Source organism: Paenibacillus sp. NN59 (assembly GCF_057597225.1).
This window is the reverse complement of record NZ_CP199678.1, coordinates 634561-660288: the sequence shown is the minus strand read 5'-3', so window position 1 is coordinate 660288 and position 25728 is coordinate 634561. Positions and strand designations below refer to the sequence as shown.

Here is a 25728-nt window from a genome sequence, read left to right as displayed (position 1 = left end):
TCCCCCTCCTTACTTCGAATAATTTGCTCTTAGGGCTTCCCGGAACAAAACTTCCATTTCCTCTTCTGTGCACCCTACAGCTTTGCCCGACTGCACCGCAGCTTGCATCGCTTCCTCCGCTGCCTTCAGCCTGTAGTTCTCTCGTTCTCCCGCCTCAACCTGGGCCACAAATGTTCCTGTCCCCTGCTTCGTGCGAAGCAGGCCTTCATTCTCCAGATCCTGATAGACCCGTCTAACCGTAATTACACTGCAATTCAGCGCTCCGGCAAATTCACGAATGGACGGCAAATGTGTCCCCTCCCCCAGTTGACCCGTTATAATTAACGACCTTAATTGGTTCTCAATCTGGTGATACAAAGGTTCAGCGCTATTCTCATTTATTTGAATGGGTATCTTCACATCTTGCACCTCGCCCTCCGGTACACTTCACTCACTTGCCTGAACGTGCCGGTTTCATCCTTTATTCTTTTTATCACTAATTCTGCTGCCTTCTAACTCAGATCTCTCACGGCAAGCTTCTTCAACGTCACTCGACTGAACCCCCATAATGTTGCCAAACCTGCAACCACCGCAATCCACATGATCGGAGATAACAAGCCCCACAGTTTACTGTAGTGTATTACATACCAGAATCCATAATTACCCGAGAGGCGGATCAGAACAGCTATCACAACGGCCATCGGTAAGAACATGAAGCTAAGCATCAAATATTTTTTACCACTGAAGAGAAACTCTCCGTAAATATATAATCCCGTAATCAGGAGTCCATATCCTGTGCAACTCAGCGCAAAGGCTAAATACTGATCCCATGTGAAACCTTCCTTGTGTAATCTGACTGCATATAATGATCCGTAGAAGAAAAAACCATTATATGCGAATGCAATCAGAGATTGTTGCAGTCTTGACCACATCACAGTTTCATTCGGAATCGGGAGCCTTCGATAAAAGGCAAGCAACTGTGTGTAGGAATCTTCTTGTATGTAGCGGAAGGAACGTCTGCTGAAAAGAAATCCTAGGAACGGGAGCATAATGAGAAAAAACGCATCTACTACCGGGTTAATAAAATTACTCTGTTGCTGCCCAATCAGCATTACGCCGCTCATACTGCCTGTGTAGATCATAAATATGGCAGACCATAACCACTGCAGCTTATCCTTACTATAATCGTTACGGGTTAGCCACCACGCTTGCTTCCATGCATCCATATCTATGCCTGCCTTTCAACTGTCTTCCTTCATCTGGTTGACTGTGCTTTTGTTTTGATCACTGTGTCTAGTGTGTATATCAATATACACAGTATACAGACCTATTGCATGTCCCGTCAACCCCTTTTTTTTCCTGAATCAGGAAAGCAGGATAGGAAAAGAATCCATTCTGCGATAAGATATACACAGCGATTTTAGTTGAGAGGAATGATCACCCTATGGGATGGCTTATTGAGCCCATACTTGTATTTGGTTTTATCCTTGCGATGATCTGGCTCATCATTCGAAGTGAGCCAGGTCGGGTTAAGAGCAAAAGTGACCGCAAAAGGCATTCCAGACAGTCCAGACAACATCATCATTCGTCTAGCTCGGCTACGTCTTCTTCTATGATGACCTCTGACTTTTCGACGGACTCGCATACCAGGTCCACTCACGACCACCGACTCCATCACGATCACAAACATCACGATATAGATTCTTCTTCGGGCTCTCATCATCATTCGAGCAGTGATCACGGAAGCAGCGACAGCGGTGGGGATAGTGGCGGAGGCGGAGATAGCGGTGGCGGCGGAGACTAACAGCCTCTGCTCTACCTCAAGAGAAAAGAGCTGTACCCCACACTGTGAATCAATCACAGAAGGGCACAGCTCTTTTCTTTTTTTCTTTTCCGGTCACCTGATAGCAGAAGAGGCTCATGTTTTACACGAGGTTGTAGCCTGTTGGCAAGCTGCGGTTTCTACGGATGGCGCGAATCTCAGCCAAAGTGAGACGCTGATTGGTGGAGATCAACGACTCTACATCTTCGCCGCGGATCAAGTCATCCAAATCTCTCAGATTGGTGTTCCCGCGATAGACACGGAAGCCTCCCTGGAAGTTTGGCCGTGTAAACACCACAAGTGTTGCATTCGAACTCGTTGAAAAGAAGCGCAGGCTCTCAACCCCGTCCAAAATATTGTCCAGGTTGCGAAGTCCAGTGTTACCACGATAAATGCGGCTTCTTCCTCTGTAGTTCTCTTCGGAATACACGGTAAGACGAGGATACGTCTGACTGATGCTGACTGTTTTTTTCATTTTGGTTCCCTCCTCTCAAACTCATTCTATGAATGAATAAGAGAGATGGTATGGACTAATCATCTGCGAGATTCATCCATTTAAGCGCCGAGGATAACTTCCCATACCGGACTTGTGTGTCCCCCCGGATAGAGCAGATATAACAACACATATACCACCGTACCTGTTAGTGCGGAGCCAAACCAGATGATGGAGGTAAATTTCCCCCAACGGCGATGTTTTCCAAAATTCTTTTTGAAGCCAAGTACCAGTGTCGAGATACCAAATACAGCGGCAACCGTGGCCAGAATAATATGAAAGATCAGAAAGATGCGGTAAAAGATCTCCATATCCGGGTCTCCGCCCCAAGCCGTATTACCAACAAATACAGTGCGGGACATGTAGATTACAAAAAAGATTAGAGCTGCGATCGCTCCCGCTACCATAGCAGACTGGTGTGCCTCACGTTTACCACGAATAATTAAAGCCCAGCCAATCGCCACAAGTATCGCACTAAGCACAATGAACGAAGTACTGATTGTAGGCAGCCAAAAATACATATCCATCGTGTGTTCCCCCTTTTGTCGTCACATTACACTCACGATTTGGCGGCCGGATTGAGCGGCCCCTGCTCTTTACCGCCACCAGCAGGCGAGAGATCATCATCCTCTTCCTGTCTCTCTTTCCGATACCATTGAGAAAACACATAAGCCAGCATAGACACAAAGATGCCCTCCTGGATAAACTTCATAAGAATCCCACCCACCTGCTGATCCTCCTTCGTGGAAGACAGAACATTAAAGAACGCCGGCCCTCCGAAAGAACGGAGAATCGCAGAAGAGTCGCCCGTTACGCAATACCTCATCGCTTCAGCCCATACAGCCGGATTGCTATACGTCTGATACAGCGGTTCAGAAGCAAAAATAATTAATCCACATGCAGGCGTCAACAGCACCATGTTCAAAAAGATAAATCCAACCTTGGACAAACCTGAAGCTTGTCTACCCTCTGGCAGAGGGTTAAGTAACGTCCACCACATCAGCATAGATGTGATAAAAAGTACGATATAATACAACCGGTGAACGGTAAAATTCAACATGACATAATCATGCACAACCGGCAGATGATATAAGGAAAACAGTCCGTTGAACAACACTGCCGCTACAATGGGATGCGCCAGGAAGGAAAGCTTGCGAGTAGGCAGCCAGCGCACAATACCGCGCCATACCCAAGTCGGCAAACCTTTCATCATCAATGGCGGAGCAACAAGGTAGGATAATGCCATGCTCACCATGTGGAAGCTGAACATTACATGACCTAGTAGATTGAAGGGACCCGCTTGTGCCAGATATAGAGCGAACAGACCTGCCAGAAACATGATTTTCTGTCCGGTAGTTGCTGGCTCTGCGCCCTGTACTTTCTCGCTGAACGGACCCACTAATACGAGATAAGCTGCCGCAATAATCAAAAATAAAGCAAGAATAAGCGGACTCCATAAGTCGTCAAAACTAAAATATTGCAACCCGAGCATACGGGAAACCTCCCCGTGACCTGTTTTGGTGAACATTTATTTCACTTACCACGATGTCATACTCTCTTGATGACAGTACATTGGAACGATCCAGAGATGCAAACCTCCATCATTCATCATTCACTCGTATAAAAGGGGAAAAGACGGCGGCATTCGCCGCCGCCATCTCTCTTACCACCAGACCCAGAAGAGGGCCATAATAATACATGTAAAGGCTACAAAAAATCCAAAGGCCATAAATAGTATTGGCATCAAGTGGCCTTTGTCCTTCAAGTGCATCCAGTAACCAAGTTGCACAAATACCTGCAGAATGGCCATGACAACCATAATAATAATGGTGAAGGTTGTGTTAACCCCTCCGGCTGCAGCAGCTGCAAAGGCAATCAACGTGAGTATAATGGAGAAAATAAACACGACGACATGCTTCGAAGGCCCTTCCGCACGGTGACGGTGCTTCACCGGCTGTTGATCACTTTGATCCTGAGCGGACATGTGTTACCCCACCTTTCCGAGCAGGTACACGACCGTAAAGATGAACACCCACACAACGTCGATGAAGTGCCAGTACATGGCTGAGACATAGACTTTCGGTGCGGTTACGACCGTTAATCCTTTTTTGAACAGTTGCCCGATAATGATTCCGATCCACACAATACCGAATGCAACGTGGGCTCCGTGGAACCCGACCAGCGTGTAGAATGCCGAACTGAAGGCGCTCGTGGTCATGCCAAACTCTTTATGTTTCACGTACTCGTAGAACTCGTAAATCTCCAGACCAAGGAATCCCAGACCTAGAACAACTGTGATCCCCAGCCACAAAGCCAGTGAATTTCGGTTCCCTTTGTGCATCGCCTGAATGGCGAATACACTCGTCAAGCTGCTGACTAAGAGGATGAAGGTTGCTGCTGCCACAAGCGGCAGATGGAACAGTTCATTCGCTGTAGGTCCATCATTGGTCTGCCCGCGAAGTGCGAGGAAGGTCGCGAAGAGTGTACCAAACAGTACCGTCTCACCGCCAAGGAACAGCCAGAAGCCAATCAGCTTGTTGCGTCCTTCCAGCGTTGCCTTCTCTGGTTCGTGCGGCAGTTTGCCGTTTACCGGCTCGGCATGTGAGGTTGTCATGTTCTCGCCCCCTTCTCGTCCTGATCCTCGGGTTCAATGTGCCAGCCGTGATCGTCATATAATGAGCGCAGTGCCATCGCACCAAATGTAATGAGAAGACCGATAATAAGCACAATATAATTATTGAAAATGAAATTCATGAATTCCAATTCGAATTTGTCTTTGCTGAACATTAATCCAAGTCCGGCGATAAAAATACCTACCGACATAACAAACGGCAATGGTGTAGCAGATGGCATATGAATGGAACCTACCGGCTCCGCCGGAGTCATCTCCTTGTTGCCTGCCATCTTCTCTTTCCAATATGCATCGATACCACGCACCAGTGGTGTTTGTTTGAAGTTGTACTCTGGCGGCGGCGATGGAATCGTCCACTCCAGTGTACGGCCGTCTTCCCACGGATCGTTCGGTGCATCGATTGGTTTCTTTGTCGTGATGACGATGTTCACCAGGAAGATAATGACCCCTACGCCCATAAGGAACGCCCCGATGGAGCTAACCAGGTTAAGCAGGTCAAAATCCTGATTCGGCAAGTATGTAACAATCCGGCGTTGCATCCCCATCAGACCGAGGAAATGCTGTACGAAGAAGGTCAGCTGGAACCCGATCATAAATGTCCAGAATGTCCACTTCCCGAGTGACTCACTTAGAATACGACCAAACATCTTCGGCCACCAGTAATGAAGTCCGGAGAATAATCCGAGTACCAGTCCGCCCACAATAACATAGTGGAAGTGAGCTACAACAAAGTACGTGTCATGGAACTGGAAGTCTGCCGGTGCAGAAGCCAGCATGACACCGGTAACCCCACCCATGACGAAGGTTGGTACAAATCCGACAGCAAAGAGATTGGCCGCCGTAAAGCGAATCTGTCCGCCCCACATCGTAAAGAGCCAGTTGAAGATTTTGATCCCTGTTGGTACAGCAATCAGCATCGTTGAGATCGAGAATAACGCGTTGGCCACGTTACCCAGACCTGTCGTAAACATGTGATGCGCCCATACCATGAAGCCCAAGAAGGCAATCAGAATGGTGGCAAATACCATGGAGCTATATCCAAACAACCGCTTACGCGAGAAGGTTGGAATAACCTCCGAGATAATGCCGAATGCCGGCAAGATCAGAATGTAAACTTCCGGGTGTCCGAAAATCCAGAAGATATGTTGCCAGAGCACGGGGTTACCGCCACCTGCAACATCGAAGAAATTCGCACCGAGAATACGGTCAAACGTCAATAATACAAGGCCCACCGTGATGGCAGGAAAAGCAAACAGGATAATGGCTGATGTAATAAACGTGGTCCAGGTAAACATCGGCATCCGCATATAGGACATGCCTGGCGCACGCATGGTGATAATGGTAGCCAGGAAGTTAATGCCCCCGATGAGTGTACCCAGACCGGCGATCTGAAGACCGATCGTATAGAAGTCTACACCGTGTGTTCCGCTATACTCCGAACCGGAGAGAGGTGTATATGATGTCCAGCCTGCGTCCGGCGCGCCTCCCATGATCCAGCTCAGATTAAGTAACAAACCACCGAACAAAAATGTCCAGAAGCCTAGAGCGTTAACAAAAGGGAAAGCTACGTCACGTGCCCCGATCTGCAAAGGGACCACAGCATTCATAATGGCAAAAATAATCGGCATGACACCAAGGAAAATCATCGTAGTTCCATGCATCGTAATCAATTCATTAAACACTTGCGCCGATACAAAATCGTTCATCGGCTTCATCAGTTGAATCCGGATCAAAATGGCTTCGATACCGCCAATGCCGAAGAAAAGTCCGCCTGCAACCAAGTAAAGAACGGCGATTTTTTTGTGATCGACGGTGGTGATCCAGTCCATCAAGCCCTTGTACCGCTTGACGCTATGCGCATGAGCCAAGGTTGTGTACCCCCTTCTTCATCCTTGCTGTTCTATTCGTAGTCCAATTTGTAATTGGCCAAATATTCGGCAATTCCGTCGATTTCTTCATCCGTCAGTCCCAGACTCTTCGGACTTGGCATCGTATTGCCCGGCTTCACCGCTTGTGGATCATGAAGCCACTCTTTCATGTTATCCAGTACCGGTTTACCTTCTTCCTGACCTTCACGTTGATTCAGCAAAATACCTGCAACGGATTCCTTGCCACCAATACCTGTAAGGTTAGGTGCAACAGGTCCGCCCTGATCGCCTACAGCGTGGCAAGACAGGCAGTTCGTTTTGAATTTCTCAGCAAGCTGTGTGTCCTCAGGAAGAACAGCTGGCGCTTTCATCGCGTTAACCCAGCGGTCAAAGGACTCCTGGCTAACAGCCTTAACTTTGAATTCCATGAAAGCATGAGATCTACCGCATAACTCAGCACATTTACCACGGTAAACGCCTTCATTTGGAGCAGAGAAGCTGAATTTGTTCAGTGTTCCATCCGGGTTTGTGTCCATTTTGCCCGCAAGTGACGGCACCCAGAAGGAATGAAGCACGTCCGCGGTTTTCAATTCGAATGCAATTTTCTTTCCGGTCGGGATGATGAGGTCTTGAGCGGTGGTTATGTCATACTGAGGATAAGTGAATTCCCACCAATACTGATGTGAGGTTACCTGGACCTTAACTGCGTTTTTGTCGCTCGACAAATCTTCACCTTGGGCGAAAATCGTCTGAACTGTTGGTACAGCCAAAATAATGACCAGCAATAGAGGAATGGCTGTCCATATTACTTCCAGCTTGAAATTGCCTTCAACCTGTTCGGGTACTTCGTTCTGCCCGGCTCGTCTGCGAAACTTAATCAGGACATAGGCAGCAATTGCAAATACAATGATGAGCACCACGATCATAATCGCAATAGACAGCTTCATCAGATCATATTGGCCTTGCGCCACAGGACCCTGAGGTTTCATTACTGACAAGTCTTCCCGCCCGCATGCGGATAGCAGCAAAGAGAACACCGCCAGCAAGGGGAGAATTCGCTTTGCAACCTGCCACTGTTTCATCATTGATCTACCCCACTTTTTTACGTTTTCGTAGATTACGTTGTCGTCGGTACAAAAGCAACACATGTACGTTTCAGCACGATACACATAATCCTCTTCATCATATAGGATGCTTACAAAAATAACGCTTCCAGTACTCCCGTCATTTCCTGTCCAGGGCATGTCTGCGCATTCTTCCAATTCATTCTATATGCTTCAATCACTTATTAAATATAAGTTGAGGGTATGATTTTGTCAATCTTTGGACACATGTTCACAAATTGTTCACTTTATGTATAAAACCGCATCACAACTTGGTTTGCAAACGATTTCACTTAAAAGTATTACAATTAACCACTGAAAAATTTTTCCAAATTTCGGTGATGATATCAGATTTCTTGGCGACTTTTATCACAATAAAAACATGCAAGATTATGCAAAAAGATTCTCCGCCTTTTCAGGAAACTATTACCACACCAACTGGAAATGGACGATTCTGCCCCATGGATCTTCAAGTCGATATTTGCATGGAGCATTCACGCCAGCTTTACAGCATTTCAATTATTCAATTATAGAGGGAAAATTTTCGTTTAAGTTCCATCCGTTAGGATCAACGGTCCATCCTTGGTAATGGCTACGGTATGTTCATACTGCACGCCCCAGCTTTCATCCAGCGTTCGGACTGTCCAGCCATCCTCATCCCACACCACAGCCCCGGAGCTACCCTTCGTGAATATGGGTTCAATGGTTATGACCATGCCTTCAGTAAGCATCATTCCTGTTTTTCGTTTTCCATAAGGCAGTACATTCGGTGGCTCATGGATATATTGCCCTATGCCATGGCCGATAAGCGGTTTAACGATTCCATATCGGTACAATCGTGCCGTTCGTTCAATTGCGCTACCAATGTCTCCAAGTGTATTCCCTGGAACGGCCTGTGCTATCGCCTTATAAAGCGCCTTTTCCGTACGTTTCATAAGCCGACGAATAGATCTGCTCGGTTCATCTATGGCATATGTCCAGGCCGAATCAGCAAGCCAACCGTCTTTGTTAACTACCATATCAATCGTCACGACATCTCCACTTGCAAGTGCCTGGCTCCCAGGAAACCCATGACAGACCACATCGTTGACGGAAGCACATGTAGCATAGGGATAGCCTTTATACCCTTTCTGCTCAGGTGTGGCTCCATGATCCGCGAGAAAGGCTTCAACGTGCTCGTTAATCTCCGCTGTTGTGGTGCCTGGAACCATGTACTGTTCAATATGTTGATGGCATTCTTTTAATATCCGTCCCGCTTCTTGCATGTAGCCAATCTCTTCTCTGGTTTTCAATATAGGGTCCACATGCCTTCATCCTTCCTGCTGTAGGTATACTTCCATGTATATGCAGGCAATTCAGAACAAAGCCCCTAAAGTGACACTAAATCCAAGATAATATAGATACATTGCTAACTGACTCCACAAACGCAAAAAAAACCGTCTGCCGGAGCCAAGGCCCGAGAGACGGTTCTATTCATATTGGAACAGTATAATCAGAAGTTGGTGTTGTTTCAGGATACGGAAGAATCCATCTTGACAAGTTCATGCTCAACGACAGAAGTCAATTCTTCCTCATATCCACCCGTAATCCGGTATTTTCTCACATACTCCTTCACGAATTTTTTTGGATCTTTAGGACGGAAAATCCGAGTCATTTCCCTCAAACTTTCTTTGACCTCATTGTGACCTTTCGTTGCCATTGTAATTCCCTCCCAAAACGTTGAAAGTGAATGCTCCGTTTAGAGAACGCCGAATAAGTCTTAAATGCCATTCATGAAGTTGTGTGCGCGGCTTAAAGCAAGCTTTAGGTCGGGAACCTCGCCGAATAGCAAGTACCTGACACTATAAATACCCGATATGATTCAGGTTGAATCATAATCTTATTGTATCATATTCGGAACCTCGTTACGACTTGACGATTTTTCCTAATATATATAACGGTTTTACTGCCCAAAAAGTTTAATTCCGAATCATATTTTATAAAATGTTTATTCTATACGGATTAATCTATCCAGCATAACCCGCAACTATTCGGGGGATATTATCTTGGATCACCAAATCAGTTAACTATATGGAACTAAAAGGAGGACCTGTTATGGAACGCAAAGAACAGGATATGTTGCCCCTTTCGCATGAAAAGGTTGAGGTCGACGGCGTTTATGTCAATGAAGCCGGGCAGGAAGAGCACCTTCACCGGGGGCAAGAGTTTCCTGCCGATCTCGTACTCGGCAAGACCGAATGGAAGCTGACAGAGTATGCATTCGATAATCATCATGAAGGAAAAACAGATGAGCGTCTGGTGCCCAAGGAAGATGATGAAGATAAAAAAGGGAAAATAACCAGTCCTCGCAGACAGATTCAAACTTAATCCATTCATCGGTTCAATTCTGTCCACCTCCTACATAGCCTATATAAAAAGGACAAAGGAGGCTGGGCCGAATGTCTCCCATGAAATCGTCCAGCGGTCTGGATGAAAATATAGCCGGCATGTTGTGTTATTTATTCACTTTTGTAGGCGGCATCATCTTTCTAGCCGTGGAGAAGCGCAGCCGATTTGTGTTGTTCCATGCCCTTCAATCCGTGACGGTTTTCGGACTGATTATGGTTGGGCATGTACTGTCGGCCTTTCTCCCACTGTTTGGTCCACTTGTAGCTTCACTGTTATCCCTGCTAGGTGTAATCGTATGGCTCCTGACCGTCGTTACAAGTCTGCAAGGAAAATGGCTTAAGCTACCTTGGGTTGGTGATTTTGCCGAGAAGCAGATGCGGCACCTATAATATCGTATCGTGCAATAACAAGAAAACACCGAAACAATGGTTTGTGCTGAACCCATTGTTTCGGTGTTTGCTGTGCGTAAATTATGTTAACTGTCCAAAATAAAGGTTAACTTATACTTCATCGCATTGATATTTTATAACGTGAATAATATAAGAAATAAATCATTCATATGCTGAGTCAACATGCTTTATGACGTGAATCATTCATCATGTACGCTTTACATAATAACCCTTCTGACCAAGCATCAGGCTAAAAGGAACAGCGATTCCGGCCAGTTTATGAAGGGATAAAATCCCACTCCAAGCCATAATCCTATCCAGCCTTACATTACTCCTTACCTCACCTTTATGCAGTCTTGGTGTTCTCCTGAGCCATCTCATCTGTATGCTGTGCAGCCAGTTGGGCAGCTGTTTCTTTACTGCCGAGGCCATTAAACAACAAATTCATAAAGATTGCCGTAAAGCTACCTGCAATAATGCCATTACCCAGCATAATCTGAGCCCAGGCTGGTGCACCTGCGAACAACTGCGGTACCACCGTCACCCCTAGTCCCATGCCAATAGAACATGCAATGATGAACAGGTTCTCATGACGGTTCAGGTCCACCTGAGTGCCAATGATGCGAATACCCGACGAAATCACCATACCGAACAACGCCACCATGGCACCGCCAAGCACTGATCCGGGAACAAGCTGAGCTAGAGCAGCAATTTTTGGTACAAAGCCAATAACAATCAGCAAACCGCCTGCAACAACGATGACATCACGTGTCTTCACACGAGTCATCTGTACAAGCCCAACATTTTGCGAATACGTTGTATAAGGGAACGAGTTAAAAATCCCCCCAAGCACAATAGCCAGTCCCTCTGCACGGTATCCACGCGCCAAATCCTTGGAGGTCAGATCCTTGTCCAACATTTTGCCCAGAGCCATAAATACGCCCGTAGATTCGGCCACACTGACAATCGCGACCAGAATCATCGTCAGAATAGGAACAATCTCAAAGGTCGGTCTTCCGAAATAAAATGGCTGAACCATATGGAACCAGCTTGCATCAAGAACGGGAGCAAACTTCACCTCACCCATGAAGCCAGCAGCGACTGTACCAACGAACAGACCGATTAATACAGAGATGGAGCGTACAAAACCTGTAGTGAAACGAGTCATTAAAATAATGAAGATGAATACACCGAAACCGAGCAACAGATGTACACCGCTGCCAAAGTCCTCCGCATTCTGACCCCCACCCAAATCGGTAAATGCTACCGGAATCAGGGTCAGACCAATAATAGTAACCACGGAACCTGTAACCACTGGCGGAAAGAGCCGAATGAGTTTGCCAAACAAACCAGAGAAAATGAGAACGAACAGACCGGAGGCAATAATGGCACCGTAAATGGCAGATACGCCGCTGCTCTTCCCGATCATAATCATCGGAGATACGGCCTGGAAGGCGCAGCCCAGCATAACTGGCAGGCCAACGCCGAAATATTTATTGCCCCAGACCTGAAGCAGTGTAGCTACACCGCAAGCAAGCAGGTCGATCGCAATCAAATAGGTAAGTTGCTCCTGTGTGAATCCAAGTGCGCTACTAACAATAAGCGGGACAATGACAGCTCCTGCATACATCGCAAGTACGTGCTGCAAGCCAAGTGAGAAGGTTTTGGCCGGATGCCGGTGACGTTGAAAAATACGTTCGCGTGCCATACTAGTTCGTGCCCTCCTCATCTGCAAAGGTTACTTGTCCATCGGACAGTGCTCCAATACGAACTAAAGATTCCACGCGGTAACCCGCTTCTTTCAACAGACGGCCTCCCGGCTGGAATGCTTTTTCAATCACGATCCCGATCCCAACGACTTCCGCGCCAACCTGTTCTACAATACGAGCCAGGCCAAATGCAGCTTCGCCGTTCGCCAGAAAATCATCAATGATCAGCACGCGGTCGCCGGGATTCATAAACTTCTTCGCTACCGTGATTTCATTCGTCTCCTGCTTGGTAAAGGAATACACTTTCTCCACCAAAATATCTTCCGTTAGGGTAAGTGACTTCTGCTTACGGGCGAAGATCAGCGGAACATTGAGTTCCAGTGCGGTCATAATACCCGGCGCAATGCCGGATGATTCAATCGTCAGCACACGTGTAATGTTCTCCCCTTCAAACCGACGAATGAACTCTTTGCCAACTTCCTTCATCAACACGGGGTCCATCTGGTGGTTCAGGAATGAGTCTACTTTGAGTACCTGCTCGGACAGGACAATGCCTTCCTGTCTTACTTTGTCTTTTAACAATTGCATCGTTTTTTCCTCCCAAATGCCCTCTACCGCCATGTACAGTCTGCTCCACAATATCTCTCCCGGGTAAAAAAACAAAAAGCCCGCCTGTCCACACCTGCGGCATGAACCGGAGACGGGAAAGACGGACTTGTTCCTGTACGGACACAAGCCGCTCGAACACTGCATACGCCACAGGGCGAGGCTCAGGAAGCCATACCTATGTATTTAGGCAGACCTTACCTTAACCCACGCAGAACGTAGAAGCATCCTTCCCGTAGTCCAATCATTCCGGTGATCGGGTAGAGACATGCAGGCCTATTCCTGCACATATACGAGTAACGGCTATTCAATTCATTTTGGCTTCACGATTCGTATCCATGTATAATTGCGAACCTGAATGTAAAAGTGTAATCTCACTGACAATGTTAGAAGTATACCGAATTGGCGGCTTGAAATAAAGAGGTATTTTCATGGAATTTGCGGAAACGATGTTTCTTTTGCATAATGGGGGATGATTGATTTTCATTTTTTATGTACAATATGAGAACAAAAGCGTATCCTGACGGGACTTACCTTGGAGGATGCGTTCCGAATCTAGTCGTTAAAGGAGATTGTTACATGAAAGGCATACTGAAAGAATTTAAGGAGTTTGCTGTTCGCGGCAACGTCATTGATCTGGCGGTCGGTGTAATTATCGGAGCTGCTTTTGGAAAAATCGTTACGTCCCTTGTGAATGATATCATCATGCCACCGGTTGGGAAACTGCTCGGCGGAATCGATTTCAGCCAAAAGATCATTAACCTTGACCCTGACGTAAAGACAGCCGGTGGACAAGACATCACGACACTGGCTCAAGCCAACGAAGCTGGCGCCACCGTCATTGCTTACGGTCAATTTATCAATGTGATGATTGATTTCATTATCGTGGCGTTCTGTATCTTCATGCTGGTTAAAGGCATTAACTATCTGAAACGTAAAGAGCATGCCAAGCCTGAACCGAAAAAAACAACGAAAGCATGCAAGTACTGTCTGTCTGAAATTCCTGCTGCAGCTACTCGTTGTTCCCAATGCACTTCCCAGCTCGAGGCTGAAGGAAGCAACGCTCCGGCATAAGGGTCTGATCTATTAATGTGTAGAGCAAATATAAATAAAGCAAATGCAGGTTTGATTCTTGATACAGCAATGACATCTAAGCCAATGTACGCTTATGTAATGATTATTGTCTGCATCTATAGAGCATTTAAGCATACTCATTCTTGTTTGATCGAAAACTATTTTAGCTATGCATACGCGTATAAAGTACATCAAACCTGCAAATGTTCAGGTTCCACCTTAATGGTGGGACCTTTTTTTTATTTACTGTGATTGCTGTATGCTGGTCATGCGTCTCTTATTTAGAAACGTTTTGGCAGCAAGTGTTCCAGAATCGATTTGAGATCTTTGTCTTCCTTGTAGACCTCTTCCCCGGTATCCAGTTCAGTAACCCGAATGTATTCAAAATTGGCGCTGGCATCCGTCGGTTTAAACAACAACTGTGCTTCGTCTTCCAAACGAACATGAAATCCCATGTCTTTGAACATCGTCGTAAGCTGACTCGTGGCCGGCTCCTGACCTTGCCCTACAAAGATAAGTCCCCTAAGCGCTTTACGCTCCTGAGGTTGCGGATAAATCACCTGAAAGTGTACAATGCATTCCATACAATCGTTCCCCTTTCGTTAAAAAGATACTTTGTGAAATTTTGAACTTTAAATTCTGCTATATAAGGAGATACGTTTCATGACCCCAGAACGTTTCGACATTTATGACGATCAGCAACAATGGATCGGTACAGCACCCCGAAACGAGGTCCATGCCAAAGGATATTGGCATCGTTCCTTTCATTGCTGGATCGTGCGTGACGAAGGCGACAAGCGCATGGTTCTGTTTCAGCGAAGACGGGATATTAAAGATACTTTTCCCGGATATTATGATATCACAGCGGCAGGCCACCTCGTAGCCGGTGAACAGCTACAGGATGCACATCGTGAACTCGAAGAAGAGCTCGGTGTGCATACCTCATTCGATGCACTGACTTATTTGTTCACGGCTAGGCAACAGCTACAGGGTGAGGTGCGTGGTATTCCGTTTCTGGATCGGGAATTCAGTGCTGTCTACGGTCTGTGCCTGAACCAGCCACTGGAGTCCTATGTTCTTCAGGCTAGCGAAGTGGATAGTCTCTATGAAGCGCCACTGGATGACTTGCTCGCCCTGTTCCGCCAAGAGAAAGATGCCGTGCAGGCATCTGGTGTGCGTGCGCAACAGACATTCGTGCAAGAAGGTGAAGCGTTATCTACCCCATTAGAGGATGACACACCCTTAACCGCATCCCTACGAACTGGTGAGTCACTGTCTGAGTGCACCCAAGAAATCACAATGACATCAACCGACCTTTCGTCCAATCATGGCGATTATGAGCATTCCGCCAGTGCTGCACGCCTCATATGCGAAGTAAGCACGGCGGATTTTGTGCCGCATGGCTCCACGTATTATATCGACGTACTCAAAGCTTTGAAACGAGTACATGGGGTCTAACTTCATTTTCTCAAAAATAGCATTACTTCATACGTTTAACTCATCCCTAGACGATTACCTTCATTATTCCCAATCACATTACCCTTTAGGTATTCCAGGAGCATTCCTTTACTATCAACCGGATGGCAAACCAATGCTGTAACAAGCATCACTGCATTTGGGTTCTGAATTGTATCGTTGTACCCATGAACCACCTAAAGCGAATGTGCGCGAGCTTGGGCTCAGAAAAATTCTAACGATCACAGGGAACGTTATTTGCCCCATTTCGGGGTCTCGTGAAATGTAACGATCACCAGAGACGTTATTTAGGCAAAAATGGCTCTATTGGCGGTGAAAAGATGTTTTTTGGACGAAATAGCGTTCCTGAGGATCGTTAGAATCTGAAAGAGGTTGATTTCTCCAAAATAAGGCTTGTGGTGATCGTTAGCGCTCAAGCCGTAGGTTTTCGAGTATGTGCTAGACAAAGAGGCTATAAGGTGCCACGATCAGTAACACAAAACAACACAAAAAGAACGAAGCCGCAACGAACCCTTCTGTTCGCGCCTCGTCCTTTTTGGTATTTCTTATTTCTCCCGTAAGAGCTCTCCTGCTACTGTAGTGTTACTGTTCATGATCTGGTGCAGGGGTAGACCAGTACCGTGCAGCAATGTCTGCGTACCGACGTCCGTAGCGATCCTCCAACTCCTCGCCGATATCCTGCTCCAGTTCATACAGCACCAGTTCTTGTGCAAAATGATTCAGTAGCAATCCGGTCATTACCGGATGAGCTGTGACCACGGCCTGCGTAGGACATGACTCCCCACGCATGCCCAGCATGCACCAGCGGCGATCTACAACGAGCGAGAACTTACGCCCGTTACCCATGCCATGTGAGGGCAATCCCGGCAAAGGAAGCGGCTGATCTACCATACCTTCCCCACCTTCACAGGACCACAATAAGCGTACACCCCGAGCCTCAGCCTGTTGCAACTCCTCTCGAAGCAGTTCTGCTTCCTCGCGCCACACATCCACTACAATCTCGTGCTGCGCTGCGGCAAGTTCACGACTCAGATTCTCCAGAACATTTTTGTCGCCTTCGACATTGTAAAACACAGGTTTCTCCGGTTCGCTCTTCGGCATGCTTCGCTCGACGTAATCCAGAGAAGTATGCATCTGATCAGAGATCATGCGTGTCATCTCTTCCGGTTTCAACATGCTGTACTTCGCAGGTTCTCCCGGACTGCACCGGAGAAATCCTCTTGATTCCAGTCGTTGCAAGGTTGCATATACATTGGAACGGGACACACCCAGCCGTTTGGCTACCTCATATCCAGAGGCTGATCCCTGGCGGGCTAATTCCACCATAATTTTAGATTCCATCTCGGTGAACCCGAGATGACGTAGATGATGCAGCAGTTGGTCCATATTTCTGTCCCCCCATGCTGTCAGCAACCAGCACTGCCTGACGGCAGCACGTCTACTGCATCAAATCTGCTCGGCTCCGCAACGCGGGCACCACTTGGAGCCTTTTGGCAATTCGGATGCACAAATCTGACACTTCACCATTTCGCGTGGCACTTCCGTCTGCACATCTACGGTGTTCACGATCGGATTGTTTTCTTTCCAATAACGAATACGCTCATCCAGCTCCTGCTGACGCTCACGTTCCCGCTGCATTTCCTCTTCTCTGCGGCGTTCCCACTCTGCATCGAACGCTTCCTTCTCTTCCAGCGTAAACTCGGTGCTGTTATATCCCGGTTCCGTATCCAGATCCGCAATCGAAGGGATAACCGTATGATACGGCTCGGTCTCTTCATGTTCTTCCACAGCCGGCGGTGCATCAAAAATCGACTGCTCCGTAACCGGGTTCTGCGCAGCTGCCGTCTCATGATTTGCCGTTTTGGCAACCCCTGCCGCTCCGGCCGTTCCCGATGCAGCTGCACCCGGTTTGGATTCGCCCAATTTGCGTCCACACTTCGGACAGAAATTGGCATCCAGTGATGCAACGTGTCCACACTCACACAGGCGTTCATTTTTCAACTCGGCAATCTTGCTGCGCAGAGCGTCGATCTCATCCTGTAACTCGTCACACAGATTAGACAGATCTACCATTTCCTTTTCAGCGAGCGTCATATCCTGTGCACGATAACCTTCATAGAAGATGCGGCCCATATCGGTAAAATGGACTTCCTGTTCCTGTTGCAAGCCCACAATCTGATTGTTCAGTTTGCCAATCTCAACGGCGTGCTGTGCACGCTCTGTTGCTTTGTTTGCTCCGTTTTTGATGCGCTGAAGCAGTTTCATCACAATTCCTCCTCTGTCCCGTCAAAACAATATCATTATTATTCTTCATTAGTTAGTAGGTGAGCAATTCGCAACATGCGAGATGCTCTGGATATATAACTTATACGATATGAAGCCAAAAAGTTGCGAAAAATCGCGCTGGTACCCCATTTTATGCGGATATTGGATCAAAACAGGGGCTTTCGTCAAGACCATACGTTCGGTATAATGGAACTTTGACTCCATATGAATGGAACACGCAGGATTCGCAACTTACTCTATCTTACCAATTTACAATGCGATTGTGAAAAGGGCAAATTCTTTACTCTTGAACGGGATTATTCAATCCCTGAATGTATACAGAGGTGGATGAAACATGTTAAGTCCGAACTCAACGTTCTACCCCCGTCCGCTCGGGGTGACCCCCGCGTCCTCCTTGCCTCAATCTCCCTCGGCGCCGCTGGAAACCAGCCGGCAGCTTGTGGGTGATGATCAGCAGGACGCCTATTATTTCCGCTCGCTTGAAGAAGCCGGCATTAAACTCAATGGTCCGCAAATCTCGGCTGTTCGTCATGGCAGAGGGCCTATTCTCACCCTCGCCGGTGCTGGCTGCGGCAAAACAACTGTACTCGCTGCGAGAGCAGGCTACCTGATGGAAGTCAGCGGTGTACACGCGGGCAGCATTCTGCTCGTAACGTTTACCAACAAGGCCGCTGCGGAGATGAAGGACCGGATTGCTGCTTTGCCAGGGATTAGACCTGCTGCAGCAAGAGCGGTACAGGCCCGCACCTTTCACTCGTTTGCGCTGACTTTGCTACGCCATTACGGGGTACAGGAAGACATTTTTGGTGAGTCGCGGGCCCAGCATACGGTGCTGAAAATGCTTCTTCGCCAAAATGGCATGAGCGAGGCATTTCAGCCGGAGAGTCTGCTGGCGATGCTGTCCGCCTGGAAGATGCAAGGTTCAGACACGGCAGACTTGCCGGAGAAAACGCAAGATGAGCGCGATGCCAAGCGTGTATTGCTCGGATACGAAAGCTGGAAACAGGATCGCGGCAAAATGGACTTTGATGATATCCTGCTGCGCGCGGCTGCGCTACTTCGGGATCCGGCGGTGTTAAAGCCGCTGCAGCGGCGTTTTCAATACATTATGGTTGATGAATTTCAGGATACAAACCGACTGCAATACGAGATTGTACAGATGCTCGCTGGAGCACACCGCAATCTGATGGTTGTTGGAGACGATGACCAGACGATCTATACGTTCAACGGCGCACGGCAGGAATCGATTTTGGAATTCGATAAAGTATACCCAGGTGCACGCATCGTGACGCTGGATATTAATTACCGCAGTGATGCGCGTATTCTGGGACTTGGAAGCGAGCTGGTCGCACGCAACAAACGCAGACGTGACAAACGGCTGCGTGCGGCAGGACAACGCGGGGATGCGCCCCGGTTCGCTACACCATCTAACGCCGAGGAAGAAGCCGCCTGGGTCGTGAATCAGATCTGTGAGCAGGTGGAGGAAGGGCAGTTTCCATATCGGGACATAGCTATTTTGCACCGGACTGCCAGTAGCAGCCGGGCGGTATTTGAGCAATTGGTGCTGAAGGATGTGCCCTTTGTACAACACGGGGCCGCTCCGGTCTTCTATGATCAGTCACTGATCAAGCCGTTAATGGATCATATGCGCCTGTCTCTGAACCCACGAGCGATGGATGCTCTGCCAAGCGCACTCGGTCCGCTGTATGTGTCCCGTGATGCAGGACTGGAGTATATCCAGCGCTGTGAGCAGGAACAGGCCAAGAAATATCCGCTAATCCATCTGAGCAAATGGGACAAGTTGAAGCCGTTTCAACAGGAGCAGGTCAAGGAACGCATCAAGCTGATCAAATCTCTGCACAAGCTGAAGCCGATTATCGCGATTCAGGAGATGCGCCGCCAGTTCTACGATAAGTATATGGAGAGCGGCGACCCGACTATTTTTACTCATTATAAGGAAACGATGCTGGAAACACTGGATGAATTCGAAGCGGCTGTCAAAAAGTTCGAAACCGTGGAAGAATTCGTGCAATTCGCAGACGAGTTGTCCCGCAGACATCGCGAGATGGAATCACTGCGCCGGGCGCAGGATAGTGATGCGGTGCAGCTCATGACCATTCACCGGGCCAAAGGACTGGAGTTCCCATGTGTGTACTGGATCGGAGCCAGTGAAGGCATTGTGCCGCACAGTACCGCCTTGCGTCAGGATATTCCGGAAGATCAGAAGGCAGCACTCACCGTGCAGCAGACGGATGCTGAATTGGATATGGCTTTGGAGGAAGAACGCAGACTCGCTTATGTAGCCATTACCCGTGCGAAACAACACTTATATGTGACATCACCCGCAAGCCATCACGGCAAACCTGCTGATGTGTCGCGTTTCTTGCTTGAAGCCTTTGGCATGGAGGTTCCAGACAAACGTAAAACACGGGAAGAGGCACGCAGCGGCAGCACGTCGTCATCTAGTAATGATGGACACGCAAGCTATAACAGGAACAACAACGGAAATAGCAACAACCGAAGCAGCAACGGAAACTGGAAAAGCATCGGTAACGCTAAAGATGCCGGCAGACGTGAAAATGGTAAGGGTGGTACTGCACATCAAACTTCATCTTATGTGCAGCACGATCGGCAGCGTAGTGCAATTAACCATAAGGATCATCGGGAAATGGAAATGCTGGATGAGCGGGATGAGGATCGCCTCAGCGAGAAACGCGGCAGCGGAATTATTCGAGATCATAAAGCTTTTAGTACACCAAGTCTTCATCCAAAAGTTGCCTCTACAACCTCCACTTCCAGCGCTTCCACGCATGCTGATTCTACTCGATCTGGTGTGAACAAAGCCGAGCGGACAGAAACGGTGGCCGTCTGGAAATGTAGTTCTGTTACATGCAAAGCATGGTTGAGGCAGAAACCGGCTGTAGCGTCCGGTAAAACGTCGAAAAAGGCCAACTCTGGCCCTCCTGTCTGTCCACTATGTTCAGGAACGATGATTGCCGGCACCCGGCAGGTTCCAATGACGAATCGATTTGGAAAATAGAGAAGCATCTTCTTCGTTTCAGGGCGCTTGCTGCTGTTTATTAACAGTAGAAGCGTCTTTTTTCCAATTCAACAGTAAAATGGTCTTTTTTTCAATATTGAAATGGGGGTTGGATTATGCAGGAAAGCAAACAACATCTGTATGTGTCGGTAACTCATAACCTTATTGAACGAACGAGAAACGAATCTACTCCGTTCGAAGTCCTTGTGGATGATGGACAATTGGCAACATTACAAGATCTGATGAAAGTGCTTGAGGATGGGGACGACTACTCATTACAGCGAGCACCCGTACCTTACAAATCGGCAGACCACGACGATGGAAATGAACGATTAACAGACGGCGTGACGATGCTGTACACCTTCCTCTACGATCATGGTACAACGGAGACCAGACAGGCTATAGAGGACATGGACGTGCTTCCAAAACTTCAGAATACGGACTACGATGACCCGGGATATGAAAACTCACCGATGAATAAATGACTGAGCTAGAAAAAATGTATGGCTCTTGGCACATAAAGATTCTCCTATTAAACCTCAATCAAAAGTTAATGAAAATAACCTCTTCCGAAACACACGTTTGTGTTAGGGAGAGGTTATTTTCTAAGTATTTATTATCTAATTACTTGAGTCCATTCTACAAATTTATTTGGTTCCTGCCATGATCCAGAATATGGTCCGTGAGGGTCCCCCGACAAATTCCCTTTACCAGTTGCATTCCATGTTCCACGGTTTACAAAAGGCGTTATCCAGAAAACATAGGAGGAAATACCACTCCCTACTTTAGGTCCTGAATATTTTGTACTTATGCTTTGAGATATTTCACTTGCCAATCCTGCTTCTATCGAAGTTTTCAAACTAGCCGGAACCGTTACACTGGCAGAGACATTTGCACTAAGTTTAAAGGTGGTATTAATAGTTCTTTCTTGCGATTGCCCCACACTTGTTATCTGTTGGGCTGCTAAAGGAGTATCTCTCTGGGTTACTTGTTTGGAAATATCCCAGATAATATAAAGGTCATACCAAGCATTTGGAGTTATAACATTTTGCTGAGAAGATACATTTGAGGTAGTACTTTCTGTTACATTAGAGATTATTATATCTCCACTACCACTAGCTTGCTTTGATATCGCTTTCAATTCTTCGTCAGTTATTTTACCAACTGCTTCAGGAGAAATTAAAAAGCTTTGCCCATCTATTACTTTTTCTGTTTTACTAATTGAGACGGTTAAATCAGGATTTTGCTGAGCCATAGCAACCGAAGAAAACGCGCCTCCCACAAGCATAGAAGCTACAACAGCAGGGATCAAAAATTTTTTTCTAATATCCAACACATATTACCTCTTTTCCTGTATAATTTGGTACATAATTCATAATAAAGGAAAATTAAAAAATGTAAAATTTTATTAAAAGGAGGAATATAATGAAATTACGAACAATGGGCTTAATTCTTTGGATTGCGGCTGGATTTTTTTATACTTTAGAGCGAATTATCGCTTATTTATCCACCTACATTATAACTATTGGAAAAACTGGGGTATCTGTTGATTTAACAGTGCTCTATCCTGGGTTCTTCGATAATCTATTTGTTCCGATTTTCATTTTTTTAGGATCAATCTTATTTATTATTGATTTTGTAATTAAAAAAAATGATTAGCACTAAAAAAGAGTTCTGTGGGAATATATGCCCATCAGAACTCTTTTGTCGGTAGTATTATTAAATCAAATAATATACCATTTTTTTAAATGTATTTTACATGTCTATTAACCCAAACGTACTTCCTGCCCTTTTTCGGCAGACTCGTAGATGGCGCACAGCATACGCGTGGAGGTCACCCCATCCGCAATCGGGCTGATGGGCGGCGTACCGTTCAGGCAACATTCTACAAAGTGATCGATCTGATTCTGGAATGCACCGTGTATATCCAGACCGGAATGATCTGTCTGAGGTTCGATGTTCATGATGGTATCATGTTTCTCGGTGACAATCAGTGTTTTGGGCTCCAGTTCAAATCCACCGCGCTCACCGTACAGCTTAACAAAGGATTCATCCTCACGGGCATGGAGGGTAAAACTCACATCTACCGCCAGAGAAGCACCATTTTCAAAACGGATCAGGGCATTGGCCATATCTTCGACATTATTAATCGCAGCACTGTAGTCTGCCGCTTTGTAAAATGAGAGATGTTCCACATTCGCACGATTGCCGAGTTTACGATACGTATTCCCGCTGACGGAAACAGGCTTCGGTCTACCCATAAGATACCAGCACTGATCGATGATATGTACACCCAGGTCAATCAATGGGCCACCTCCGGAACGAGCCTTGTCCGCAAACCAGCCGCCCGGGTTACCCAGGCGCCGCAAAATCGACGCTTTCGCATAATAAAGCTCGCCAAACTCGCCGGCATCAATGAATCTGCGCAGCATCTGCATGTTGTTATCATACCGGCGTACAAAGCCGACAACAAAGGTCCGTCCGCTTTTTTTCACCGCTTCCTCAATCCGTAGCGCATCTTCCACATTCGTAGCCACCGGCTTTTCCAATAATACATGTTTACCTGCTTCCAACGCCGCAATGGCAAATTCCGCATGCGTATTATTCCATGTACAGATACTGACCGCATCGACATGCGGGTCTTCCAGCATCTCACGATAGTTCGTATACACGGACTGAGCGTCATACTTCTGTGCGGCTGCTTTGGCCCGTTCCTCGTTCAGATCACAGATGGCATAGATGACGGCATCCTCATTTTTGGCATAACACCTCATATGAAGATCCGAGATCGAACCTGTGCCAATCATACCGATATGCAGCATTTGCTTGGTGCTCATCTTCGTCCTCCCTCCCTTTTCCAAAACTTCGTTAACGTCTAGTCTGCCCGCAGCATGCCTTCGTAAATACCTGGTGTTGAATTTTCAATCTCCACCGCGCCCAGCGTTCGTTTGTAGAAGTCCATCGGCCCAGCCGATCCAATAATCGCGTAACCGTAGCCATCTGCTCTCATCGCATGCATACAAGCCAGTAGCAAGGCAGTCCCAACACCCTTTCCACGGGCATCCAGGCTTACGCCAGTAGGGCCGAAGAAATTACGACAGGTCGCTTCATAACAGGCAAAACCAATCATTCTTCCATGCTCCAGCGCAATATAACAGGTCACAGGTTGTCGGGCAAAGGCGACATCACATTCATCTACCCAATGCTGGTTAAAATGGGTTCTCACCCAGTTCAGCACCTGCTGTTTCTCCGGAGCAATAGCTCTGCGAATGACAATGGATGCGGCCTTCAGTTTTTCCAGCCCGCCGTGTTGCTCAGGCAGACGATAAAGCGCAACCAACATATCACTCATCGGTTCGTTTCCTCCTCATCTGGCACGGAATGATCCGCATACTTTGAAATTAACCTAATCCTACTGCTGATAACCTGCTTCTTGCGCAATATTCCGAATTGAAACGAACATACGGCGCTTACAGTGTTTATATCCTACTGCAACACTGAGACAGGTTATCCCGTCAGTAAAGATGAGATGCGGTGATCTGTATAAAAGTTTACCGCGACACAACGCAGATGAGAAGGGATGATTACGAATGAAAAACAACATGAAAAAGGTAAGCACCATCATGGCTCTATCAATGGCACTAAGCGGCGGGGCTGCTTATGCTGCTTCAGTAGATAACACGGTACAACCTATGCAGGAAACCGTCACTTCTGCCCCGAGCAGTACTACAGGAGTTGTACATGTATCCGTCAATGGTGCAGCGGTTGCTAACGGATATTGGACTCAAGACGATAAGGCTGCCATGATCCCGCTTCGAGCGCTAACCGAAGCTCTCGGAATCGAATTGAAATGGCATAAGGAAGACAAGTCCGCAGAGCTGACTCGCGGTGCCTTGTGGACTCAGGTTTTTGCGGGTAAAGATCGTTACTCTGTAAACAAAATGCTGCTGACCCTCGGTACAGCACCTGAAATCAAGGACGGAACACTTTACGTACCTGCTGTTTTTGCGGAGAAAGTCCTACATGCCCAAGTAAGTACAACGGGAAATCAGGTGGAGATTAGAAGTGAGGAGGACATCAAAACGGTTACAGAGCGCGGTGTGATTACCCGGATTTCAAATCAGGATAAATATCAATCCATTCAGATTGGTGGCGCAGGGCCAGATGGTATCGTGCTGAACCTAAGCGAGAAAACAACTTTCATTTCCGCAGAGGGAAAAGAGATTAAACTAGCCGATTTGTCTATCGGTATGATGGTAGAAGCTGAGCACTCCTTGATGATGACCAAAAGTCTGCCTCCACAAACACCGACATATAAAGTAACCGTACTGGATACAGCAGCTGAAACAGCAGCGCAACCTCAAAAACTTTTTGGAACCTCTGGTGCGATTGAAAATGTAATTATGAAGGACGGCACGGTATCCCAGATTGAGATTAAAGGTACACGTCTGGCTGAGACTGCACCAGATCATGTCATTTTGAATATCGAAAAAGAAACTTCGCTAGTGAACCAGAGGGGCGAAATTGTAAAAGCCGAGCAACTGACTGAAGGTGCCAAAGTGATGGGTTTCTATAGCCCGATGCTGACTCGCAGCCTGCCTCCAATCGGGACAGCTTGGAAAGTGGTTGTAGAGATTCCGGCAGTTCAGCCCAAAGCCGAGTAAAGGCGGTAGGATGTGCCGATAGGAAGTTAGAATTAGCCTATAGGCAAGTAAAGTAGAGTACATGTGGAATGACGCGTAAAGGCTAGAAAAGCTAAAAACCTTTCCCTCCTGTCTTCTGCCAGGGCGTGGAAAGGTTTTTTCACAAATGAGTAAGTATCAAAACTTCTAAAGTATGCATTCTAAGGTAAGTATCTGTTAT

General features: G+C 47.0%; 28 protein-coding genes and 1 riboswitch. Of the genes, 9 read left to right on the top strand and 19 right to left on the bottom strand.

Annotated elements, in window-relative coordinates:
• Positions 1-9: 9 nt before the first annotated feature.
• Together ACT89M_RS03030 and ACT89M_RS03025 are read right to left on the bottom strand one after the other, a co-directional pair.
• Positions 10-399, bottom strand: a complete 390-nt coding sequence (locus ACT89M_RS03030; protein WP_090919013.1) for a GntR family transcriptional regulator — start codon at positions 397-399, stop codon at positions 10-12.
• Between the two features lie 92 nt (positions 400-491).
• Positions 492-1205, bottom strand: coding sequence for a hypothetical protein (locus ACT89M_RS03025; RefSeq protein ID WP_221787954.1), 714 nt, complete (start codon positions 1203-1205; stop codon positions 492-494).
• A 218-nt stretch (positions 1206-1423) separates the two neighbouring features.
• Between ACT89M_RS03025 and ACT89M_RS03020 the strand changes: the two genes are divergently transcribed.
• Complete coding sequence (locus tag ACT89M_RS03020; protein ID WP_487344989.1) at positions 1424-1783, top strand: hypothetical protein; 360 nt, start codon at positions 1424-1426, stop codon at positions 1781-1783.
• A 121-nt stretch (positions 1784-1904) separates the two neighbouring features.
• On the opposite strand, the gene ACT89M_RS03015 is transcribed toward ACT89M_RS03020, so the two are convergent.
• The 9 genes from ACT89M_RS03015 to ACT89M_RS02975 form a co-directional block, all read right to left on the bottom strand.
• A complete protein-coding gene (locus tag ACT89M_RS03015; RefSeq protein ID WP_154960588.1) occupies positions 1905-2276 on the bottom strand; it encodes a hypothetical protein in 372 nt (123 codons plus the stop codon).
• Between the two features lie 80 nt (positions 2277-2356).
• Entirely contained in the window at positions 2357-2821 is a 465-nt protein-coding gene (locus tag ACT89M_RS03010; RefSeq protein ID WP_090918548.1) for a DUF420 domain-containing protein, read from the bottom strand.
• A 32-nt stretch (positions 2822-2853) separates the two neighbouring features.
• Complete coding sequence (ctaG, locus tag ACT89M_RS03005) at positions 2854-3786, bottom strand: cytochrome c oxidase assembly factor CtaG (RefSeq protein ID WP_090918550.1); 933 nt, start codon at positions 3784-3786, stop codon at positions 2854-2856.
• A 171-nt stretch (positions 3787-3957) separates the two neighbouring features.
• Positions 3958-4278 carry a cytochrome C oxidase subunit IV family protein gene (locus ACT89M_RS03000; protein ID WP_090918552.1) on the bottom strand — a complete coding sequence of 107 codons (321 nt, stop codon included), beginning with the start codon at positions 4276-4278 and terminating at the stop codon, positions 3958-3960.
• A gap of 3 nt (positions 4279-4281) precedes the next feature.
• On the bottom strand, positions 4282-4908 hold the full coding sequence (locus ACT89M_RS02995) for a cytochrome (ubi)quinol oxidase subunit III (protein WP_090918554.1): 627 nt from the start codon (positions 4906-4908) through the stop codon (positions 4282-4284).
• The gene (gene ctaD / locus ACT89M_RS02990) at positions 4905-6755 is read right to left on the bottom strand and encodes a cytochrome c oxidase subunit I (RefSeq protein ID WP_445260158.1); all 1851 of its coding nucleotides are present in this window, start codon (positions 6753-6755) and stop codon (positions 4905-4907) included. Before ctaD ends, ACT89M_RS02995 begins: the two co-directional genes overlap by 4 nt.
• 71 nt (positions 6756-6826) lie before the next feature.
• Entirely contained in the window at positions 6827-7879 is a 1053-nt protein-coding gene (gene coxB, locus ACT89M_RS02985) for a cytochrome c oxidase subunit II (protein ID WP_154892194.1), read from the bottom strand.
• Positions 7880-8445: 566 nt separating this feature from the next.
• Positions 8446-9189, bottom strand: coding sequence for a type I methionyl aminopeptidase (map, locus tag ACT89M_RS02980; protein ID WP_445260131.1), 744 nt, complete (start codon positions 9187-9189; stop codon positions 8446-8448).
• Between the two features lie 218 nt (positions 9190-9407).
• Positions 9408-9596, bottom strand: a complete 189-nt coding sequence (locus tag ACT89M_RS02975; RefSeq protein ID WP_017690840.1) for a hypothetical protein — start codon at positions 9594-9596, stop codon at positions 9408-9410.
• Between the two features lie 395 nt (positions 9597-9991).
• On the opposite strand from ACT89M_RS02975, the gene ACT89M_RS02970 reads away from it, so the two are divergent.
• Both ACT89M_RS02970 and ACT89M_RS02965 read left to right on the top strand, forming a co-directional pair.
• Positions 9992-10264, top strand: coding sequence for a transposase (locus tag ACT89M_RS02970; protein ID WP_090918561.1), 273 nt, complete (start codon positions 9992-9994; stop codon positions 10262-10264).
• A 71-nt stretch (positions 10265-10335) separates the two neighbouring features.
• Positions 10336-10674, top strand: a complete 339-nt coding sequence (locus ACT89M_RS02965) for a DUF4870 domain-containing protein (protein WP_090918563.1) — start codon at positions 10336-10338, stop codon at positions 10672-10674.
• A gap of 346 nt (positions 10675-11020) precedes the next feature.
• On the opposite strand, the gene ACT89M_RS02960 is transcribed toward ACT89M_RS02965, so the two are convergent.
• Positions 11021-12382 carry a nucleobase:cation symporter-2 family protein gene (locus tag ACT89M_RS02960; protein WP_336121236.1) on the bottom strand — a complete coding sequence of 454 codons (1362 nt, stop codon included), beginning with the start codon at positions 12380-12382 and terminating at the stop codon, positions 11021-11023.
• A 1-nt stretch (position 12383) separates the two neighbouring features.
• Positions 12384-12971 carry a xanthine phosphoribosyltransferase gene (locus tag ACT89M_RS02955; protein ID WP_090918567.1) on the bottom strand — a complete coding sequence of 196 codons (588 nt, stop codon included), beginning with the start codon at positions 12969-12971 and terminating at the stop codon, positions 12384-12386.
• Between the two features lie 234 nt (positions 12972-13205).
• Positions 13206-13305: riboswitch (purine riboswitch) on the bottom strand.
• Between the two features lie 263 nt (positions 13306-13568).
• Between ACT89M_RS02955 and mscL the strand changes: the two genes are divergently transcribed.
• Positions 13569-14063, top strand: a complete 495-nt coding sequence (gene mscL, locus ACT89M_RS02950) for a large conductance mechanosensitive channel protein MscL (RefSeq protein WP_090918569.1) — start codon at positions 13569-13571, stop codon at positions 14061-14063.
• Between the two features lie 281 nt (positions 14064-14344).
• On the opposite strand, the gene ACT89M_RS02945 is transcribed toward mscL, so the two are convergent.
• Positions 14345-14647, bottom strand: a complete 303-nt coding sequence (locus ACT89M_RS02945; protein WP_090918571.1) for a hypothetical protein — start codon at positions 14645-14647, stop codon at positions 14345-14347.
• Positions 14648-14726: 79 nt separating this feature from the next.
• Between ACT89M_RS02945 and ACT89M_RS02940 the strand changes: the two genes are divergently transcribed.
• Complete coding sequence (locus tag ACT89M_RS02940; protein WP_308722961.1) at positions 14727-15521, top strand: NUDIX hydrolase; 795 nt, start codon at positions 14727-14729, stop codon at positions 15519-15521.
• Between the two features lie 600 nt (positions 15522-16121).
• Here ACT89M_RS02940 and ACT89M_RS02935 read toward each other — a convergent pair.
• Together ACT89M_RS02935 and ACT89M_RS02930 are read right to left on the bottom strand one after the other, a co-directional pair.
• Positions 16122-16925, bottom strand: coding sequence for a TrmB family transcriptional regulator (locus tag ACT89M_RS02935; protein WP_090918573.1), 804 nt, complete (start codon positions 16923-16925; stop codon positions 16122-16124).
• A gap of 60 nt (positions 16926-16985) precedes the next feature.
• Positions 16986-17804 carry a zinc ribbon domain-containing protein gene (locus ACT89M_RS02930; protein WP_154985310.1) on the bottom strand — a complete coding sequence of 273 codons (819 nt, stop codon included), beginning with the start codon at positions 17802-17804 and terminating at the stop codon, positions 16986-16988.
• A 355-nt stretch (positions 17805-18159) separates the two neighbouring features.
• On the opposite strand from ACT89M_RS02930, the gene ACT89M_RS02925 reads away from it, so the two are divergent.
• Positions 18160-20865 (top strand): UvrD-helicase domain-containing protein, encoded by a 2706-nt coding sequence (locus ACT89M_RS02925; protein ID WP_487344988.1) that lies wholly within the window; start codon positions 18160-18162, stop codon positions 20863-20865.
• 116 nt (positions 20866-20981) lie between these two features.
• On the top strand, positions 20982-21350 hold the full coding sequence (locus ACT89M_RS02920) for a hypothetical protein (RefSeq protein ID WP_253498148.1): 369 nt from the start codon (positions 20982-20984) through the stop codon (positions 21348-21350).
• 131 nt (positions 21351-21481) lie between these two features.
• Here the strand turns inward: ACT89M_RS02920 and ACT89M_RS02915 are convergent, their stop codons facing one another.
• Positions 21482-22198 carry a hypothetical protein gene (locus ACT89M_RS02915; protein ID WP_154891361.1) on the bottom strand — a complete coding sequence of 239 codons (717 nt, stop codon included), beginning with the start codon at positions 22196-22198 and terminating at the stop codon, positions 21482-21484.
• 92 nt (positions 22199-22290) lie between these two features.
• Here ACT89M_RS02915 and ACT89M_RS02910 point away from each other — a divergent pair, with 92 nt between their 5' ends.
• The gene (locus tag ACT89M_RS02910) at positions 22291-22524 is read left to right on the top strand and encodes a hypothetical protein (protein ID WP_154891362.1); all 234 of its coding nucleotides are present in this window, start codon (positions 22291-22293) and stop codon (positions 22522-22524) included.
• Between the two features lie 107 nt (positions 22525-22631).
• On the opposite strand, the gene ACT89M_RS02905 is transcribed toward ACT89M_RS02910, so the two are convergent.
• Positions 22632-23702: a Gfo/Idh/MocA family protein gene (locus ACT89M_RS02905; protein ID WP_154891363.1), complete on the bottom strand. Its 1071-nt coding sequence runs from the start codon at positions 23700-23702 to the stop codon at positions 22632-22634.
• 38 nt (positions 23703-23740) lie between these two features.
• Complete coding sequence (locus tag ACT89M_RS02900; RefSeq protein WP_154891364.1) at positions 23741-24217, bottom strand: GNAT family N-acetyltransferase; 477 nt, start codon at positions 24215-24217, stop codon at positions 23741-23743.
• A gap of 250 nt (positions 24218-24467) precedes the next feature.
• On the opposite strand from ACT89M_RS02900, the gene ACT89M_RS02895 reads away from it, so the two are divergent.
• Positions 24468-25529, top strand: a complete 1062-nt coding sequence (locus ACT89M_RS02895) for a copper amine oxidase N-terminal domain-containing protein (protein WP_487344987.1) — start codon at positions 24468-24470, stop codon at positions 25527-25529.
• The last annotated feature ends 199 nt before the right edge of the window (positions 25530-25728 follow it).

Bases quoted from the DNA above. Each gene is read 5' to 3' on its own strand.
- ACT89M_RS03025 (WP_221787954.1), bottom strand. From the start codon at position 1,205: ATGGATGCATGGAAGCAAGCGTGGTGGCTAACCCGTAACGATTATAGT.
- ACT89M_RS03020 (WP_487344989.1), top strand. From the start codon at position 1,424: ATGGGATGGCTTATTGAGCCCATACTTGTATTTGGTTTTATCCTTGCG.
- ACT89M_RS03015 (WP_154960588.1), bottom strand. From the start codon at position 2,276: ATGAAAAAAACAGTCAGCATCAGTCAGACGTATCCTCGTCTTACCGTG.
- ACT89M_RS03010 (WP_090918548.1), bottom strand. From the start codon at position 2,821: ATGGATATGTATTTTTGGCTGCCTACAATCAGTACTTCGTTCATTGTG.
- ctaG (WP_090918550.1), bottom strand. From the start codon at position 3,786: ATGCTCGGGTTGCAATATTTTAGTTTTGACGACTTATGGAGTCCGCTT.
- ACT89M_RS03000 (WP_090918552.1), bottom strand. From the start codon at position 4,278: ATGTCCGCTCAGGATCAAAGTGATCAACAGCCGGTGAAGCACCGTCAC.
- ACT89M_RS02995 (WP_090918554.1), bottom strand. From the start codon at position 4,908: ATGACAACCTCACATGCCGAGCCGGTAAACGGCAAACTGCCGCACGAA.
- ctaD (WP_445260158.1), bottom strand. From the start codon at position 6,755: ATGGACTGGATCACCACCGTCGATCACAAAAAAATCGCCGTTCTTTAC.
- coxB (WP_154892194.1), bottom strand. From the start codon at position 7,879: ATGATGAAACAGTGGCAGGTTGCAAAGCGAATTCTCCCCTTGCTGGCG.
- ACT89M_RS02975 (WP_017690840.1), bottom strand. From the start codon at position 9,596: ATGGCAACGAAAGGTCACAATGAGGTCAAAGAAAGTTTGAGGGAAATG.
- ACT89M_RS02970 (WP_090918561.1), top strand. From the start codon at position 9,992: ATGGAACGCAAAGAACAGGATATGTTGCCCCTTTCGCATGAAAAGGTT.
- ACT89M_RS02965 (WP_090918563.1), top strand. From the start codon at position 10,336: ATGTCTCCCATGAAATCGTCCAGCGGTCTGGATGAAAATATAGCCGGC.
- ACT89M_RS02960 (WP_336121236.1), bottom strand. From the start codon at position 12,382: ATGGCACGCGAACGTATTTTTCAACGTCACCGGCATCCGGCCAAAACC.
- ACT89M_RS02955 (WP_090918567.1), bottom strand. From the start codon at position 12,971: ATGCAATTGTTAAAAGACAAAGTAAGACAGGAAGGCATTGTCCTGTCC.
- mscL (WP_090918569.1), top strand. From the start codon at position 13,569: ATGAAAGGCATACTGAAAGAATTTAAGGAGTTTGCTGTTCGCGGCAAC.
- ACT89M_RS02945 (WP_090918571.1), bottom strand. From the start codon at position 14,647: ATGGAATGCATTGTACACTTTCAGGTGATTTATCCGCAACCTCAGGAG.
- ACT89M_RS02940 (WP_308722961.1), top strand. From the start codon at position 14,727: ATGACCCCAGAACGTTTCGACATTTATGACGATCAGCAACAATGGATC.
- ACT89M_RS02935 (WP_090918573.1), bottom strand. From the start codon at position 16,925: ATGGACCAACTGCTGCATCATCTACGTCATCTCGGGTTCACCGAGATG.
- ACT89M_RS02930 (WP_154985310.1), bottom strand. From the start codon at position 17,804: ATGAAACTGCTTCAGCGCATCAAAAACGGAGCAAACAAAGCAACAGAG.
- ACT89M_RS02925 (WP_487344988.1), top strand. From the start codon at position 18,160: ATGTTAAGTCCGAACTCAACGTTCTACCCCCGTCCGCTCGGGGTGACC.
- ACT89M_RS02920 (WP_253498148.1), top strand. From the start codon at position 20,982: ATGCAGGAAAGCAAACAACATCTGTATGTGTCGGTAACTCATAACCTT.
- ACT89M_RS02910 (WP_154891362.1), top strand. From the start codon at position 22,291: ATGAAATTACGAACAATGGGCTTAATTCTTTGGATTGCGGCTGGATTT.
- ACT89M_RS02905 (WP_154891363.1), bottom strand. From the start codon at position 23,702: ATGAGCACCAAGCAAATGCTGCATATCGGTATGATTGGCACAGGTTCG.
- ACT89M_RS02900 (WP_154891364.1), bottom strand. From the start codon at position 24,217: ATGAGTGATATGTTGGTTGCGCTTTATCGTCTGCCTGAGCAACACGGC.
- ACT89M_RS02895 (WP_487344987.1), top strand. From the start codon at position 24,468: ATGAAAAAGGTAAGCACCATCATGGCTCTATCAATGGCACTAAGCGGC.